General features: G+C 71.6%; 13 protein-coding genes. 10 read left to right on the top strand and 3 right to left on the bottom strand.

The features are described from left to right. The first annotated feature begins 269 nt into the window (after positions 1-269). From J2851_RS08860 to J2851_RS36290, 4 genes are all read left to right on the top strand, one after another. The gene (locus J2851_RS08860) at positions 270-3,557 is read left to right on the top strand and encodes a DEAD/DEAH box helicase (RefSeq protein WP_246500523.1); all 3,288 of its coding nucleotides are present in this window, start codon (positions 270-272) and stop codon (positions 3,555-3,557) included. Between the two features lie 109 nt (positions 3,558-3,666). Beyond that, positions 3,667-4,209 (top strand): hypothetical protein, encoded by a 543-nt coding sequence (locus J2851_RS08855; protein ID WP_209765832.1) that lies wholly within the window; start codon positions 3,667-3,669, stop codon positions 4,207-4,209. Beyond that, positions 4,206-4,730 (top strand): DUF1499 domain-containing protein, encoded by a 525-nt coding sequence (locus J2851_RS08850; protein WP_209765830.1) that lies wholly within the window; start codon positions 4,206-4,208, stop codon positions 4,728-4,730. Before J2851_RS08855 ends, J2851_RS08850 begins: the two co-directional genes overlap by 4 nt. A gap of 182 nt (positions 4,731-4,912) precedes the next feature. Further along, positions 4,913-5,284 (top strand): DUF2141 domain-containing protein, encoded by a 372-nt coding sequence (locus tag J2851_RS36290; RefSeq protein ID WP_307419318.1) that lies wholly within the window; start codon positions 4,913-4,915, stop codon positions 5,282-5,284. On the opposite strand, the gene J2851_RS08840 is transcribed toward J2851_RS36290, so the two are convergent. Further along, positions 5,250-6,731 (bottom strand): aldehyde dehydrogenase family protein, encoded by a 1,482-nt coding sequence (locus tag J2851_RS08840; protein WP_209765826.1) that lies wholly within the window; start codon positions 6,729-6,731, stop codon positions 5,250-5,252. The two genes, J2851_RS36290 and J2851_RS08840, sit on opposite strands and share 35 nt — an antisense overlap. Positions 6,732-6,857: 126 nt before the next feature. Here J2851_RS08840 and crtI point away from each other — a divergent pair, with 126 nt between their 5' ends. From crtI to J2851_RS08815, 5 genes are all read left to right on the top strand, one after another. Beyond that, positions 6,858-8,426, top strand: coding sequence for a phytoene desaturase family protein (gene crtI, locus J2851_RS08835; RefSeq protein ID WP_209765824.1), 1,569 nt, complete (start codon positions 6,858-6,860; stop codon positions 8,424-8,426). After that, positions 8,426-9,982 (top strand): phytoene desaturase family protein, encoded by a 1,557-nt coding sequence (locus tag J2851_RS08830; RefSeq protein ID WP_246500522.1) that lies wholly within the window; start codon positions 8,426-8,428, stop codon positions 9,980-9,982. The genes crtI and J2851_RS08830 overlap by 1 nt, the downstream gene beginning before the upstream one ends. 199 nt (positions 9,983-10,181) lie before the next feature. Continuing rightward, complete coding sequence (locus tag J2851_RS08825; RefSeq protein WP_246500521.1) at positions 10,182-10,895, top strand: lysophospholipid acyltransferase family protein; 714 nt, start codon at positions 10,182-10,184, stop codon at positions 10,893-10,895. 11 nt (positions 10,896-10,906) lie between these two features. Further along, positions 10,907-12,031 (top strand): glycosyltransferase family 2 protein, encoded by a 1,125-nt coding sequence (locus J2851_RS08820; protein WP_307419320.1) that lies wholly within the window; start codon positions 10,907-10,909, stop codon positions 12,029-12,031. Continuing rightward, positions 12,028-12,756: an endonuclease III domain-containing protein gene (locus J2851_RS08815; protein ID WP_209765820.1), complete on the top strand. Its 729-nt coding sequence runs from the start codon at positions 12,028-12,030 to the stop codon at positions 12,754-12,756. Before J2851_RS08820 ends, J2851_RS08815 begins: the two co-directional genes overlap by 4 nt. Before the next feature lie 147 nt (positions 12,757-12,903). On the opposite strand, the gene J2851_RS08810 is transcribed toward J2851_RS08815, so the two are convergent. After that, the gene (locus J2851_RS08810) at positions 12,904-13,119 is read right to left on the bottom strand and encodes a hypothetical protein (protein ID WP_209765818.1); all 216 of its coding nucleotides are present in this window, start codon (positions 13,117-13,119) and stop codon (positions 12,904-12,906) included. A 25-nt stretch (positions 13,120-13,144) separates the two neighbouring features. Beyond that, a complete protein-coding gene (locus tag J2851_RS08805; RefSeq protein WP_209765816.1) occupies positions 13,145-13,405 on the bottom strand; it encodes a hypothetical protein in 261 nt (86 codons plus the stop codon). Positions 13,406-13,596: 191 nt separating this feature from the next. On the opposite strand from J2851_RS08805, the gene J2851_RS08800 reads away from it, so the two are divergent. Continuing rightward, positions 13,597-16,242, top strand: coding sequence for a glycosyltransferase (locus J2851_RS08800; protein WP_209765814.1), 2,646 nt, complete (start codon positions 13,597-13,599; stop codon positions 16,240-16,242). Positions 16,243-16,298: the final 56 nt, after the last annotated feature.

Here is a 16,298-nt window from a genome sequence, read left to right as displayed (position 1 = left end):
GCGAGGCCCGGCGGCTATTTGGCAACCGGAATGTTTCTCCTTCACGGCCGGTTCAGGGTTGAGAGCGGGGTTGCGGAGAGGCATGGTGTCCGACTATACCCACGCCCCCGTTCACGTCCCGTTCCGTCCGCATCCACCCATCCGCCGCCCGCCCTTCCGCTGCCTTCCTCAGGGTCATGTCGCTATTCGACTCCCCTCCGCGCGCAACGGCGCCCGGAACCGTCCCAACCGGAACCGCCCCAACCGGAACCGTCCCAGCCGGAACCGCCATGGTCCCCTTCACCCAGGAGGATCTGGCGCGCGTCTTCGATGCGAAGACGTTGCAGCGGGGGCGCACGCTCATCCTGACCAAGGCGGTGACCCTGTCCGAGGCGGAGGGCCGGATCGAGGCGACGGTGGCCGACCTCGGCCGCCACCTGTCGGTCACCGTCACGCCGGTGCGCGGGCGCAGCCGGGTGGTGTTCGACAAGAGCTGCACCTGCGGGCGCAACGCCTGCGCGCACATGGCGGCGGCGGCGCTGATGGCGCTCGACGCGCGGCCGGAGGCGCGGCAGATGTCGCTGTTCGATCCACCGCCTGAGCCGGCGCCCGGCCCGGCGCCGTCCAGCCTGCCGGCTTCCCCGACCTCCCCGGCGCCTCCGGCCCCCGCGCCCGAACCTCCGCGCGCCGCCCCGCCGCCTCCACCACCGCCGCCGCCGCCGCCCGACCCGGTGCTGAGCGTCCTCTGGACGCTGGAGCCGGGGAAGGAGGACGTGGCCATGTTCGTCTCCGCCATTATCGCGGTGGAGGGGGAGAACGTCTCCACCCCCGCCAGCCCGCGCGACGTGATGGCCCGCGCGCCGCGCAGCCTGGACGGCGACGTGGACCGCGCCGTCGCCCGCCTGCTCGGCGGCGGCGGGGTGGTGCGCACGCCGGTCGCCAAGAGCCGCGGCGACGCGGTGGACCGCGTGCTGCGCCGGCTGCTCGGCACCGGGCGGCTGCGCTGGCGCGGCGGCGCCGTGCTGGCGGAGGGGCCGTCCCGCACGGTCCGCGCCTTCCGCGACCCGGCGACGCGCAAGCTGCGCCCGACCGGCCTGCCGGAGGGCGGGACGCTCATCAAGGGCCAGACCTACTGGTGCGTGGACCCCAAGGGTGGCACGGTCTCGCCCGTCGAGCTTCAGGTCGTCGAGGTGCCGAAGCCCCGGGGGGCCGCCCCGGCCGCGGCATCTCCGGCGCCGGAGCGGCCGACGATCCCGATGGCGCCGTCGCTGTCCGCCTCCATGCCGTCGGGAATCCGCATGGGGTCCGACGCCGCCGCGACCATCGTGGAGCGCGACCCGCGCATCGTGGCCCGGCTCGGCCGCGTGGTGTCGCCGGACGGCGGGCTGGTGGATGTGCTGCGGCTTGCCTTCGACTATGGCGAGGAGGGCTCCCCGTCGGAGATCGAGCCCGATGACCAGCGCCAGTTCGCCCGCGTGGAGGAGCCCGGCGGCGCCGTCTTCGTGCGCCGCGACAAGGCGCTGGAGCAGGGGGCGCTCGACCGCCTCGCCGCCTTCGGCTTCGCGCAGGGGCGCATCGAGGCGCCGCGCGGCCAGCTGAACGCGCGCGGCACCCGCGTGCACTGGCTGACCGGCAAGGACGCGGAGGAGCGCTGGTCCGCCTTCCTCGCCACGGAGGTCGCCGCCCTGCGCAAGGAGGGCTGGATCGTCGAGGTCGGCGCCGACTTCGGCACCAAGGTGGTGGAGGCCGGCGACGAGGTGGCGGTCGCCGTGCGCGACGCCGGCGACGGCTGGTTCGACCTGGACGTCGGCGTGGAGATCGACGGGCAGCGCCGCGCCCTGTTGCCGATCCTGGCGACGCTGATCGAGCGCGGCGGCATGGAGGCCACCCGCGTCATCGAAGGGCGCGCCCATCTGGTGCTGGACGACGGCAACGTGCTGGCCCTGCCGGCGGAGCGCGTCGAGCGGCTGATGAGCGTGCTGGAGGCGATGCTGGGCAGCGGCCGGCGCATCGACGACACGCTGAAGGTGCCGCTGGCCGAGGCCGACGGGCTGCTGGACATCGACGACCTGATCGCCCGGCGCACCGAGGACACCGCCCAGATCGACCGCTACCTGCGCACCCTGCAGGAGCAGGAACTGCCGGCGGAGATGGACCCGCCCGCGGCCTTCCAGGGCACGCTGCGCGACTACCAGCGCGTTGGCCTCGCCTGGATGCAGTCGCTGCGGTCGAACAAGGTGGCCGGCATCCTGGCCGACGACATGGGCCTGGGCAAGACCGCCCAGACGCTGGCCCACATCGCGACGGAGCACGCGGAAGGCCGCCTGACCGACCCCTGCCTCGTCGTGGTGCCGACCAGCCTCGTGCCCAACTGGGTGGCGGAGGCCGGGCGCTTCACGCCGCACCTGCGGGTGGTCGTGCTGCACGGGCTGGACCGGCACGAGAAGCTGGGCGACCTCGACCGCGCCCACATCGTGGTGACCACCTACGGCGTGGTCGGGCGCGACGTGGAAATGCTGAAGCGCCAGACCTGGCACATGCTGATCCTGGACGAGGCCCAGGCCATCAAGAACCCGGACAGCAAGGCCACGCGCGCGGTCTGCGCGCTGAACGCCCGCAACCGGCTCTGCCTGTCCGGCACCCCGGTGGAGAACAACCTGGGCGAGCTGTGGAGCCAGTTCGCCTTCCTGATGCCCGGCCTGCTCGGCGACCGCAAGGAGTTCGGGAAGCGCTACCGCACGCCGATCGAGAAGCGCGGCGACGGCACGCGGGCCAAGTCGCTGATGCGCCGCATCCGCCCCTTCCTGCTGCGCCGCACCAAGGAGGCCGTTGCGAAGGAACTGCCCCCGAAGACGGAGGTGGTGGTCCGCATCGACCTGGAACCGGCACAGCGCGACCTCTACGAAACCATCCGCCTGTCGGTGAACGAGACGGTGCGGGCGGCGCTGGCGGTCAGCGGCGTGTCGCGCAACGCCATCACGATCATCGACGCGCTGCTGAAGCTGCGGCAGGTCTGCTGCGACCCGCGGCTGGTGAAGATCCCCGCCGCCGGCCGGGTGAAGGAGAGCGCCAAGCTCGACGCCCTGACCGACATGGTGCTGGAGATGGTGCCGGAAGGCCGGCGCATCCTGATCTTCTCGCAGTTCACCTCCATGCTCGACCTCATCAAAGGCAAGCTGGAGGACGCGAAGATCCCCTATGTGGAGCTGACCGGCCGGACGCTCGACCGGGCGGAGCCGGTGAACCGCTTCCAGAACCGCGAGGTGCCGGTCTTCCTGATCAGCCTGAAGGCCGGCGGGCGCGGCCTGAACCTGACCGCCGCCGACACGGTCATCCACTACGACCCCTGGTGGAACCCGGCCGCCGAGGACCAGGCGACCGACCGCGCCTACCGAATCGGCCAAGACAAACCGGTTTTCGTCTACAAACTCATCGCCGCGAACACGGTGGAGGAGCGGATTCTCGACCTCCAGCGCCGCAAGGGCAACCTTTCGGACGCGACGATCGAAGGAACGGGCCTTGTGAGTGCCCTGGACGGCGGCGACATCGACTATCTGCTGGGTAAGGGCGAGAACTGAGGGCATACTCGGGGTTACCGCGCCCCCCGGCTCTGGTCTTTGGCGAAATATGGCCTAATTGCGTCCAAAGGAGGGCTCTTCGGGGGACCCTTGCGACAGGGGAGGGGCCATGATGTTGACGCCATGGGACGAATCGCCTGGACCGGAACGGCTTGTGGAGACGTGGCGCGACGCCACCGCGGAGGCGCGGCGCTGGCGTGACGATCCTGACCTGACCGTCGCGCTGAAGGCCGCGCGCAGCCGCCTGCACCGGCCGCCAGCCGCACCTCCGCGCTCGCCGGAGCAGGTGCTGGCCGACGAGTTGAGCGCCGCGCGCCGCGTTTGGGCGGACATGCAGGCCACGGCGGAGGGACCCGCGCGCGCGGCGGCCTACGCGAACCTGAAGCGCTGGGAGCCCGGCCTGTTCGGCTACAGCGAGACCCAACGCTCGACCGCCGGCAAGATCGCGGCGTCGGAGACCGCGGAGGCCCGGCGCGACGCCCAGGAACGGACGGAGGCGCGCGTGCTTCTCGACTCCTTCCGGGTGGCGCAGGACCGCGCGCGGCTGGCGACCCGGGCGGTGCAGGCGGACCCGCGGGCCCGCGCACTGGCCGACTCGGACGGCGCTCCGCAGCCGAACGGTCGCGCGGCGGGGCGGGTTTCGGCTTCATGAGGCGTTTCCTTCGCAGTTTCCTGCGGGTCCTGGTGATCGTGCTGGCGGTGCCGGTGCTGGCTTACGGCGTACTGGCCGCCGTGGTCGGGCGCGACAATGTCTGGGCGACGGTGTTCGGTCCCGGCAACCGCGCGCCGGTGGACTTCGCGACGCTCCAGCCCGCCGACACCCCCAACCGCTATCTCGTCTGTCCGCCCGCCCAATGCGCCCGCGCCGACGCCGAAAGCCCGGTCTACCCCGTGCCGGCCGACCGGCTTCGCGCCGCCTGGGCCGAGGTGATCGCGAAGCACGGCGTCAGACTGCTGTCCTCCGGCGAGGAGCAGATCGAAGCCGAGGTCCGGACCCCATGGCTGCGCTTTCCGGACCTCGTCACCGTGCGGATCGTGCCGCTGGGGGCGGACCGCTCGACCGCCAAGATCTACAGCCGCTCCCTCTACGGCCGGTCGGACCTCGGCGTGAACGCCGCCCGCGTGAAGGCGTGGATGGCGGAGGTGGAAGCCGGTTTGCGGTCGGTGTCGTGATGGCGCACGGCCCCCTCCCTAACCCTCCCCTTCTTCGAGGTGGAGGGGACTGCCGCTGTGTTGCCCAAGCCCCCTCTCCCGCGCCAGCGGGGGAGGGTCGGGGAGGGGGCATCATCGCAGCTACTGTCCTCCTCACGACCCTCCTCGCCACCCCATGCCTCGCCGCCGACCTTGCCGTCACGGTGACCAACCTCCACTCCGACCGCGGGCGGGTCATGGTCGCCGTCTGCTCGCAGGACACCTTCCTGAAGCCCGGCTGCCCCTACACGGCGAGCGCGCCCGCACAGGCGGGGGCGGTGACCGTCACGGTGCGCGGCATCCCGCCCGGCACCTACGCCATCCAGGCCTTCCAGGACGAGAACGGCAACGAGGAGGTCGACCGCAACTTCTTCGGCCTGCCGAAAGAGGGCATCGGCTTCAGCAACGACGCGCCGATCCGCTTCGGGCCGCCCAGCTACGCGGACGCGGCCCTCTCCGTCGGCGAGGGCGGGGGGCAGACCACGCTGCGTTTGCGCTATTTCATCGAGAGCGGAAACGTTCAATCAAAGCGCTGAACGAGAACCGAGGGCGGTCGCCGTGGGCGAAGCGCAGCCACGCCTTCAGCAGCGCCGCGTCGCCGTCGCGAAGCGGCCGGTGGTGCGGGCGGAAGCGGCCGGGGCTGACCGTGACGGTCTTCACCTGGGTCATCTCCAGCAACCCCTCCGCCCCGCGCGTCACGCCCCAGCCGCTGCGGTGCCGGCCGCCGAAGGGCAGGCGCGGGTCGGCCGTCGGGGCGATCAGGTCGTTGATGGTCACCGACCCGGCATCAATTCGCGCGGCGAGTCTGCGGGCCTCCACTGCCGGCCCGAAGATCGAGGCGCCGAGGGCGTAGGGGCAGGCTGCGGCCAGCCGCAGGGCCTCATCCATGTCCGCAACGGGCACCAGCGCCAGCACGGGGGCGAAGACGTCCTCCGCCAGCAGTTCCATGCCGGGCCGTGCGTCGGCGATGGCGAAGGGGGCCAGCTCCGGTGAGTCGGTGGCCGGGGCCGGCCCGACCAGCCGCCCGCCTTTGCCGAGCGCGTCCTCCACCAGCCGGGCGAGGCGGGCGCGCACCGGCAAGGGCACCGGGGTGGTCGGCAGGGTCGCGATCCGCTCCGCCAGCGCCTGCTCCAGCGCCGCCGCCCGGTCCCGCGTCACGAAGACCCGGCGCGGCGCGATGCAGGTCGCCGACCCGTTGAAGCGCAGCCCGAAGGCCAGCGCGCCGGCGACGAAGCCCACCTTGGCGCCGGGCAGGACGAACACGGCGTCGTTGCCCGACAGCTCCATGGCCGCCGGGATCAGCCGGTCGGCCAGCCGCGCCATCACCCGCCGCCCGGTTTCGGCGGAACCCGTCAGCACCACCTTGTCCACGCCCGCGTCCCCCATGCCCCCGTCAATGGCGGCCTCCGCCTCCGCCGGGCTTTCGCCCAGCGTGGCGAACAGCCCTTCCGGCAGGCCGGCCTCGGCCAGCCAGCGGCCGAGCAGGGCCATGGGCGCGGCGCAGCCCGGCGCCGGCTTGACCAGGACGGCGTTCCCCGCGGCCAGCGCCTGAACCGCCTGCACCCCGGAAAGCAGCAGCGGGTAGTTGGACGGGGCGATCACCAGCACGGTCCCGAACGGTTCCCGCCGCACCTCCGCCTTGATGCCGAACAGCCAGCCGGGCCGGCCCCGCGACCCGAGCCGGCGCGGCTTCAACAGGGCCGCGGCCTCCCGTTCCAGGAAGCGGCAGGCGTCGGCCAGCGGCAGGATCTCCGCGGCCAGACTTTCCGCCGGCGTCCGGCCGGGACGGTCGGCCAGCGACGCGACCAGCGCGTCGGCCTCCGCCGCGATCCGGCGGCGCAGGCGCGCGATCACCGCCAACCGCTCTCGCACGGGCGTGATGGACCAGCCCGCTTGCGCGGCGCGGGCGGCCGTCAGCGCCCCGGCCGCCCCAATGGTGGTGGCGTCCCTATCCGTTTGGCCCTGGTTCAATCTGTGATCCATCCGTGACCTGGGTCCGTAACCATCCCCGACATTCATTCGACAGTGTGGTCGACGGCGGCGTTTGCCAAGGGCGCCAATCCCCAAGGCCAATCCCCCAGGCCCATCCCCAAGGGAGGAAGGACCGGCATGCATCGACGCGTGGTCATCATCGGCGCGGGGCCCGGCGGCCTTGCCAGCGCCATCCTGCTGGCGCTGACCGGTGCCAGGGTCACGGTACTGGAACGACAGCAGCGGGTGGGTGGGCGGTCCGCGCTGATGGAGGCGGAGGGGTTCCGCTTCGACACCGGGCCGACCTTCTTCCTCTACCCGCGCATCCTGGAGGAAATCTTCTCCGCGGCGGGCCGGCGCCTGTCCGACACGGTGGACCTCATCCGGCTCGACCCGCTCTACCGGCTGGTCTTCGAAGGGGGCGGAGACCTGCGCGTTCACGCCGACCCGACCAAGCTGGCGGCGGAGATCGAGCGCTTCGCCCCCGGCGACGCGCGCAACCTCCAGCGCTTCCTGGCCGACAACCGCGCGAAGCTGCAGGCTTTCCGGCCGGTGCTGGAGACGGCTTTCAACGGCCCGGCGGACCTGCTCTCCGGCCCGATCCTGAAGGCGCTGCGCTGGCTGAACCCGCACCGCTCTGTCGACGCGGACCTCGCCCGCTACTTCCGCGACCCGCGCATCCGGCTGGCCTTCTCCTTCCAGAGCAAGTACCTGGGCATGTCGCCCTTCCGCTGCCCCAGCCTGTTCACCATCCTGTCCTTCCTGGAGCATGAGCACGGCATCTTCCACCCGCGCGGCGGCTGCGGCGCGGTGATGGAAGCGATGGCGCGGCTGGCGCGCGAGCTGGGCGTGGAGATCCGGCTGGGCGAGACGGTGCGGCACATCGATTTCCGCGGTCGCCGCGCCGTCGGCGTGCGGACGGGGCAGGGGGAGTACCCCTGCGACGGGCTGGTCATCAACGCCGATTTCGCGAAGGCCATGGCGACGCTGGTGCCCGACGACCTGCGCCGGCGTTGGAGCGACGCGCAGATCGCCCGCAAGAAGTTCTCCTGCTCCACCTTCATGCTCTACCTGGGCATCGAGGGGAAGGTGGACGAACTGGACCACCACACCATCCTGCTGGCCGAGGACTACGCCCGCAATCTGGCGGAGATCGAGGCCTGCCGGGAGCTGCCGCGGCGCCCGTCGCTCTACGTCCAGAACGCCTGCGTCACCGACCCGGAGCTGGCGCCGCCGGGCTGCTCGACCCTCTACGTGCTGGTCCCCGTCGGGCACCAGCGCGGCCACATCGACTGGGCGGCCGAGGCTCCCCGCTACCGCGCCCTGGTGCTGCGGCGGCTGGAGGCGCTGGGCGTGCGCGACGTCGAACGGCGCATCCGGGTGGAGCGCACCATCACCCCCGTCGATTGGGCGGACGGCTTCAACATCCACCGCGGCGCCACCTTCAACCTCGCCCACAATCTCAGCCAGATGCTGCACAACCGTCCGCGCAACCGGTTCGAGGATCTGGACGGCGTCTATCTGGTCGGCGGCGGCACCCATCCCGGCAGCGGCCTGCCGGTGATCTTCGAGGGTGCCCGCATCTCCGCCCGGCTGCTGGCGGAGGATCTCGGCCTGCCGGTGCCGTGGCGCGGGGAGCATGGCGCCCCCGGCGGTGTTCTCGGACAAGCCCCAACGAAAGAAGCCTATTCGCGGGAGGCGGCGTGATGCTGATGAAGGTGGACAACAACCGTGTGGCGGTGATCGGCGGCGGGCTGGCCGGGCTGGCCTCCGCCGTGGTGCTGGCCGCGCGCGGCCATTCCGTCGTGCTGTTCGAGCGCAACGCCTGGCTCGGCGGCAAGGCGGCGGTGCTGGAGGAGGGCGGCTACCGCTTCGACATGGGGCCGACCATCCTGACCGTGCCGCGCGTCCTGCGCCGCATCTTCGCGGAGGCCGGGCGCGACATGGACAAGGAACTGGACCTGATCCGGCTCGACCCGCAATGGCGCTGCTTCTTCGAGGACGGCAGCGTGCTCGACCTCGCGGAGAATGTGGACGCCATGGCGGCCACCCTCGACCGCTTCGCGCCCGGCGCCGGGGCGGGGGAGGGCTACCGCCGCTTCATGACCCTGTCGGAGCGGCTGCACGGCATCTCCGAACGCTTCTTCTTCTGGAAGGCGGTCGAGGATCTGGCCGACACGCTGGACTTCAAGCGCTCCCTGAACGCCGCCACCCTGTCCGACGTGCTGGCCCTGCGCATGGGCACGACGGTGGCCGGCACCATCCGCGGCAAGGTGCCCGACGGGCGGGTCGCGCAGATGCTCGACCATTTCACGCAGTATGTGGGGTCCTCGCCCTACGGCTCGCCGGCGGTGCTCTGCGCCATCGCCCACATGCAGACCAACGACGGCGTCTGGTACCCCCGGGGCGGCACCCGCGCCGTGCCGGTGGCGCTGGAGCGGCTGGCCCGCGATCTCGGTGTCGACATCCGCACGGGCACCGGCATCCGCCGCATCGAGGTCGAGAACGACCGCGTGACCGGGGTGGAGACCGCGACGGGCGAGCGCGTCCCGGTGTCCGCCGTGGTGTCCAACATGGACAGCGTGCGCACCTACAACGAGCTGGTCCGCGGCGCCCCGGCGGAGCGCTTCAACAAGCGCCGGAAGTACGAGCCGGCCTGCTCCGGCGTTGTGTTCTACCTGGGGCTCGACCGCGCCTACGAGCATCTGGCCCATCACGATTTCGTCTTCTCCCGCGACCCGGAGGAGGAGTTCGACTGGATCTACCGCCGCGGCGAACCGGCGCCCGACCCCACCTGCTACATCGCCGCCCCGGCCCGGACGGAGCCGGATGTCGCGCCGCCGGGCGGGGAGGCGCTCTACGTCCTGGTCCACACCCCCTACCTGCGCCCGCACCACGATTGGAAACGGATGCTGCCGGACTACCGCCGCGTGGTCTTCGACAAGCTGAAGCGCACCGGCGGCATGCCCGACCTGGAGGACCGCATCCGGGTGGAGCGCGTGCTGACCCCGCAGGACATCCACGACCGCTACAACGTGCTGAACGGCGCCATCTACGGGCTGGCCAGCCACGGCCGCTTCATGGGCGCCTTCAAGCCCGGCAACCGCTCCCGCGAGGTGCAGGGGCTCTATCTGGCGGGCGGCGCGGCCCACCCCGGCCCCGGCATGCCGATGGTGCTGATGTCCGGCTGGATCGCCGCCGACACGTTGGACACGGACATGAGCGGCAACGTGGGTGGCACGGTGCGGCGGGAGGTGGCGTGATGGGGATGATGGAATGAGCGTCGAGTTGGGCTCCCCTCCCGACCTCCCCCCACTTCGCGGGGGGAGGAGTTTGTCGTCGGAGCGGCGGAGTTCCCTCCCCCGCGCCAGTGGGGGAGGGTTAGGGTGGGGGCCCAACTCAGCCACTCCCCCCCGCTCCCCACTCCTCCTGCGCTTCTTCGGCCGCGTCATGGCGCGCGCCATGCGGCGGAACTTCCACGCGATCCGCCTCGCCAAGCCCGGCTGGCCGGAGCTGCCGCCCGGGCGGCCGGTGATCGTCTACCTGAACCATCCCTCCTGGTGGGACCCGGCCTTCCTGATCGTCATAGCGACCACGCGGTTCCGCGACCGGCCGGGCTATGGGCCGATCGACGTGGCGGGGCTTGCCCGCTACCCGTTCCTCGGCCGCATCGGCCTGTTCGGGATCGAGCCGAACGGCCTACAGGGCGCCACCGCCTTCCTGCGCACCGCCGGCGCCATCCTGGACGATCCCGACGCCATGCTGTGGATCACCGCGGAGGGTGCCTTCACCGACCCGCGCCGGCGTCCCGTGGCCCTGCGGCCCGGCTTGGCGCACCTCGTGCGCCGGACGCCGCGGGCGGTGGTGGTGCCGCTGGCGCTCGAATACCCGTTCTGGAACGAGCGGACGCCGGAGGCGCTGGCCCGCTTCGGAACGCCGGTGGACGCCGCGGTGTTCGAGGGCTGGCGCGTCGAGACCCTGAACGCGCGCCTGACCCACGCGCTGGAGGACACCATGGACGCCTTGGCCGAGGACGCGCTGAGCCGCGATCCGGAGCGCTTCATCCGCGTCATCGGTGGCACGGTGGGTGTTGGCGGCCTCTACGACCTGTGGCGGCGCGGCCGGGCCTGGGCGACTGGCCGTCCCTTCCAACCCGGCCACGGTGCGTCTGAATGATGGGCGTCTGAATGATGGTGGAACTGGCCTGGGTTGCCTTGGCGCTTGCGCTTCTGCCGCTGGGGATGTGCCTGGTGAACATGGCGCTGTACCGGGCGCCGCCGCTGCGGACGGTGCCCAACGCCGCCGTCTCCATCCTCATCCCCGCGCGCAATGAGGAATCCAGCATCGCCGGGGCGGTGCTGGCCGCCCTGGCGCAGCCCGGCGTGGAGCTTGAGGTCATCGTTCTCGACGACCATTCCACCGACAACACGGCGGCGATCGTCCGGGGGCTCGCCGCGCGCGACCCGCGCGTGCGGCTGGCCGCAGCGCCGCCGCTGCCGCCGGGCTGGTCGGGCAAGCAGCACGCCTGCCACGTGCTCGGCACGCTGGCGCGCCATCCCGTCCTGCTGTTCCAGGACGCCGACGTCCGGCTGGAGCCAAACGCGCTCGGCCGCATGGTGGCCTATCTCCGCGACAGCGGGGCAGGGCTGGTCAGCGGCTTCCCGCGTCAGGTCACCGGCACCCTTGGCGAGGCGCTGGTGATCCCGATGATCCATGTGCTTCTGCTGGGCTATTTGCCGATGCTCGGCATGCGGTTCAGCGCCCATCCGGGCTTCGGGGCCGCCTGCGGGCAGTTGATGCTGGTGGACCGCGACGCCTACGCCGAGGCCGGCGGGCACGCCGCCATCCGGACCTCCCTGCACGACGGCGTGACCCTGCCGCGCGCCTTCCGCCGCGCCGGGCATCGGACCGACCTGTTCGACGCGACCGGCCTCGCCCGCTGCCGCATGTACCAGGGCTTTGGGCAGGTCTGGGCCGGCTTTTCCAAGAACGCGACGGAGGGCATGGCGACCCCCGCGGCGCTGCCGGTCTGGACCGTGCTGCTGTTCGGCGGCCACGTCCTGCCCTGGCTCCTGCTGGCCCTCAGCCCCGGCTGGGTGCCGGCCCTGGCGGCTGGGGTGGGGGTGGCGCTGCGGCTTTTGCTCGCCGTCCGCTATCACCAGAGCCTTGTCGGCGCGCTGCTCCACCCGGTGGGCGTTCTGGTGATGCTGGCGATTCAATGGACCGCGCTGGTCCGCTCCGCCTTTGGCCGGCCCTCCGTCTGGCGGGGGCGCGCCTACCCGACCAGCCCTTTGCCGGGGAGCGACGGATGACCGAATCCCTCCAAGACAAGCTTCTGGAAATCCACCGCCGGCTCTGCCTGATCTTCGGCTGCCCGGTGGCCTATTTCCGGGCGCTGGATCCGTTGAGCGAGCTGGTCTCCTCCCTTCTGTCGCACCGCACGCGCAACGCCGCGTCGGGGGCGGCCTTCCGCGCCCTGCGCGCGCGCTGGGACGGCGGCAGGGGCGGCGATTGGGCCGCGGTGCGCGACGCCGACCCGGCGGAGGTGGAGGCGACCATCGCCGGCGTCACCTGGCCGGAGCAGAAGGCCCCGCGCATCCAGGCGATCCTGCGCCGGATCACGGAGCTGCGCGGCGAACTGTCGCTGGACTTCCTGGCGGAGCTGTCGGTGGAGGAGGCGCGCGCCTGGCTGGAGCAGCTTCCGGGCGTCGGCCCGAAGACGAGTGCTGCGGTGATGAGCTTCAGCAGCCTGCGCCGACCGGCCCTGCCGGTGGACAGCCACCATCACCGCGTGGCGGTGCGCACCGGCCTGATCCCGCCGAGCGTCGCGGTCGGCCCCTCGCACCGCATCCTGGAAGCGCAGCTGCCGCCGGACTGGACGGCGCAGCAGATCTACGACAATCACGAAGTGATGATGCTGCACGGCCAGCGCGTCTGCAGCTACCGCGATCCCGCCTGCCACCGCTGCGTCCTGCTGGAGCTGTGCCCGACCGGGCAGGCGCGGATGGGCGGGGAGGTGCAGGCGAGGGGAGCGTAAACTCCCTCTCCCGTCCCGGGAGAGGGAAGGGGCCCACGAAGTGGGAAGGGTGAGGGTAACGGCAAGGATCGATGCAGTATCCTTGCGCGACCCTCACCCGGCCGCTTTCAGCGGCCACCCTCTCCCGGGGCGGGAGAGGGGAAGAATTTACCTCTCGCCCTGACCCTTGAACTTCTCCGCCTTGCGGCGGTCGTCCTCGATCTCCTTGGCCATTTCCTCGCTGATCTTCGGGTCGATGTCCTTGGCCTGATCGGCCAGTTCCCGCGCCTTGCGGGTGTCGCCGTCGGCGGCCTTCTCGATGGCCTCCTCGGCGAGGTCGTGGGCCTTCTTGTGTTCCGGGCTCTGCTCGTGTTTGCCGGCCATGTTCGTTTCCTTTTCCGCTTGGGTCTCAGTTCACCAGGCCGCCGGAGCGCGGCGGGTTGGGCATGAAGGGCGCCTTGCGCTCGCCGCCCGCGCCGCCGCCGGACTCCGCGGCCGCGTCGAGCATCGCTTCCGCCTGCTTCTGAATGGCGGCGGCGCGGGCGCGGTCGATGGGGTCGGGGTTGCGGGCCTGCGCGTGGTTGGCGGCCTGTTCGGCGAGGTCGAGCGTTTCCACGACCTCCTCCATGGTCTCTTCCAGCGCGTCCACATCGACTTTCTTGCTGGTCATTCTCCCGTCTCCGGTCTTTGTGGTTGGACCTGCCAACAGGAGCGGAGCGCCGGCCGTTCCCTGCCGTAACGGCCCAAAATCCGCGGACGAAAAATCTGCGCGCCCTGTGGGAATAGTTTTTTGCGGTGCACGTTCGTCTCAGTGTCCGGTGGCGCCCGCCACCCCACTTCCAGGCTTGCGAACCTCCCCACATGAGCAACCCGAAGCGTTCGATCCGGTCTGCGGCGCTCGCCGCCGCCATGCTGGCCGTGACTGCCGGCCACGCGTCCTTCTGGTCCTGGCGCAACGCGCCCACTCCTGTGGATGCGCAGCCGGGACGCATCGAATCCGTGTCCTACTCCCCGTCGGGCCGCGACTACGACCCGAACCACTCGCCGGTGGTCGACGAGACGGAGATCGACAAGGACATGACGGCCATCGCCGGCTTCGCCGATGGTGTCCGCACCTACTCCACGCTGGGCTCCCAGGGCGAAGTGCCGGCCATCGCGGCCAAGCACGGCCTGGACGTCTCGCTGGGCGTCTGGCTCAGCAAGGACATGGCCCGCAACGAGCAGGAGGTCACCCGCGCCATCACGCTGGCGAAGACGGTGCGCGGCATCACCCGCATCGTCGTCGGCAACGAGACGCTGCTGCGCGCCGAGCTGACCGACAGCCAGCTGGCCGGCTACGTCAAGCGCGTGCGCGCTGGGGTGCCCAAGCACATCAAGGTCGGCACCGCCGACGTGTGGTCGGAGATCGTCAAGGCGAACGAGACCATCAAGGCGTCGGACTATATGGGCGTGCACGTTCTGCCCTACTGGGAAGGCGTGCCGGCCGACAAGGCGCTGACCTGGATCCGCGACCGGCTGGACACCGTGCGCAAGGCGCACCCGGGCAAGCCGCTGTTCGTCGGCGAGGTGGGCTGGCCGTCGGGCGGCGAGAACTTCCACGACGCCTACGCCACGCCGCAGTCCCAGGCCTTCATCGTCCGCAACTTCGCGGCCGAGGCCGGCATGCTCGGCATCGACTACAACGTGGTGGAAGCCTTCGACGGCATCTGGAAGTCCACCATCGAGGGCTCGCCCGGCCCGACCTGGGGCGTGCTGGACGCCGACCGCGCGCCGAAGTGGCCGCTGGCCGGCGATGTCCCGGCCCCCTACGGCGACCGCGTCGGCGCCGCCGTGGCGCTTGGCCTCGGCCTCGCTTTGTCGGCCTTCGTCGCCTTCCGGCGCCGGACGGGCCTGGGCTACGCGCTGGTCGCCTCGGCGGGCGCCAACATCATCGGCTTCGGCGTCGGTTCCGCCGTCGCCGGCGCCTACGGCGAGTACCTGACCTTCGGTGCTGCGACCACCTGGGGCTCCGCCTTCGCGCTGGGTGCCCTGATGATGGGCGTCGCCTTCGCCGACCTGACCGACGTGGTCCGGCGCCTGTTCACCGGCCGCGCGCCGGAGCTGCTGCCGCGGGTCCCCGCCGTGCCGGAGCACAAGCCGATGGTGTCCATCCACGTCGCCGCCTGCCGCGAGCAGCCGGATGTGCTGGCCGCCACGCTGACCTCGCTCGCCCGGCTGGACTACCCGAACTACGAGGTCGTCGTCCTCATCAACAACACCGAGGACGAGGAGCTGGTGCGCCCCGTCGAGGAGCTGTGCGCGGAGCTGGGCCCGAAGTTCAAGTTCCACTGGTACAAGAAGATCAGCGGCTTCAAGGCCGGCGCGCTGAACGCGGCGCTGCGCCACACCGACCCCGCCGCCGAGATCGTCGCGGTTCTGGACGCCGACTACACCGTGTCGCCGGACTGGCTGAACAAGCTGGCCCCGACCTTCGCCGACCCCAGCGTGGGCATCGTGCAGGCCCCGCAGGAACACCGCGACGGCTACGAGACCCCGCTAAAGGCCGCCATGACCGCGGAGTACCGTCCCTTCTTCGACGTCGGCATGCAGGAGGGTCTGGCGACCCAGGCCTTCATCTGCCACGGCACGATGATCATGCTGCGCCGCTCCGCCATGGAGCAGGTCGGCGGCTGGTCGGAAGAGGGCATCTGCGAGGACACCGAGCTTGGCATCCGCATCCTGTCGGCCGGCTACCGCGCCGCCTACACGGACGAGCGGCTGGGCGAGGGGCTGGCGCCGGACAACTTCATGCAGTTCCGCAAGCAGCGCGACCGCTGGGTGTTCGGCTCCACGCAGATCCTGCGCGCCCACTGGCGGAAGTTCCTGCCGGGCTCCACGGCGCTCACCACCGGGCAGAAGGTCGGCTACCTGACCAACTGGGCCCGCTGGTGGTCGGATGCGGTGGGCGTGATCGCCGCCGGCGCCGCCATCGTCTGGACCTTCGCCTCGCTGGTTCTGCCGCTGCACCTGCCGCCGGTGCAGGCCACCGCCGCGGTGCTGGGCGCCCTGGTCCTGCGCGCCGGTTCGAGCCTGCTGGCCTCCCGCTACGCCTCGGGCAACTCGTGGAAGGAGAGCATCGGGGCCTGCGCCGTCGGCATGGCGCTGTCCACCACGGTGGCGATGGCGGCGCTCCGCGGTGTGATCCGCAAGCGTGACGCCTTCCGCGTCACCGCCAAGGGCGGCAAGCGGGCCCCCAGCCGCTTCTGCGCCAAGCCGGAAGCCTACCTGTCCGGCGCTCTGCTGGCGGCCTCGGCCACCGCGGCCCTGGTGAACCCGCTGGGCACCCTGTCGCTGGAGCTGTGGTCGGCCCTTCTGTTCGCCATGGCCGTGCCGAACCTCATGGCGGTGGGCTTCGCGATCGGCGACATGCTGCCGGCCCGCGCTCCGCGCCCGGCCCCGCTGCCGGTCCCGCAAACGGTCGGCCAGCCGGCCGCCCAGCAGCCGGCCCGCGACGCGGTCACCGCGTAACGGTCCTCTCGCAAGGAAAAGGCCCTCTCCCCCGACTGGGGAGAGGGCCCTTTTTG

Origin of the sequence: Azospirillum rugosum, from assembly GCF_017876155.1 — a bacterium.
GTDB lineage: Bacteria > Pseudomonadota > Alphaproteobacteria > Azospirillales > Azospirillaceae > Azospirillum > Azospirillum rugosum.
This window is presented reverse-complemented; position numbering and strand designations above follow the sequence as displayed.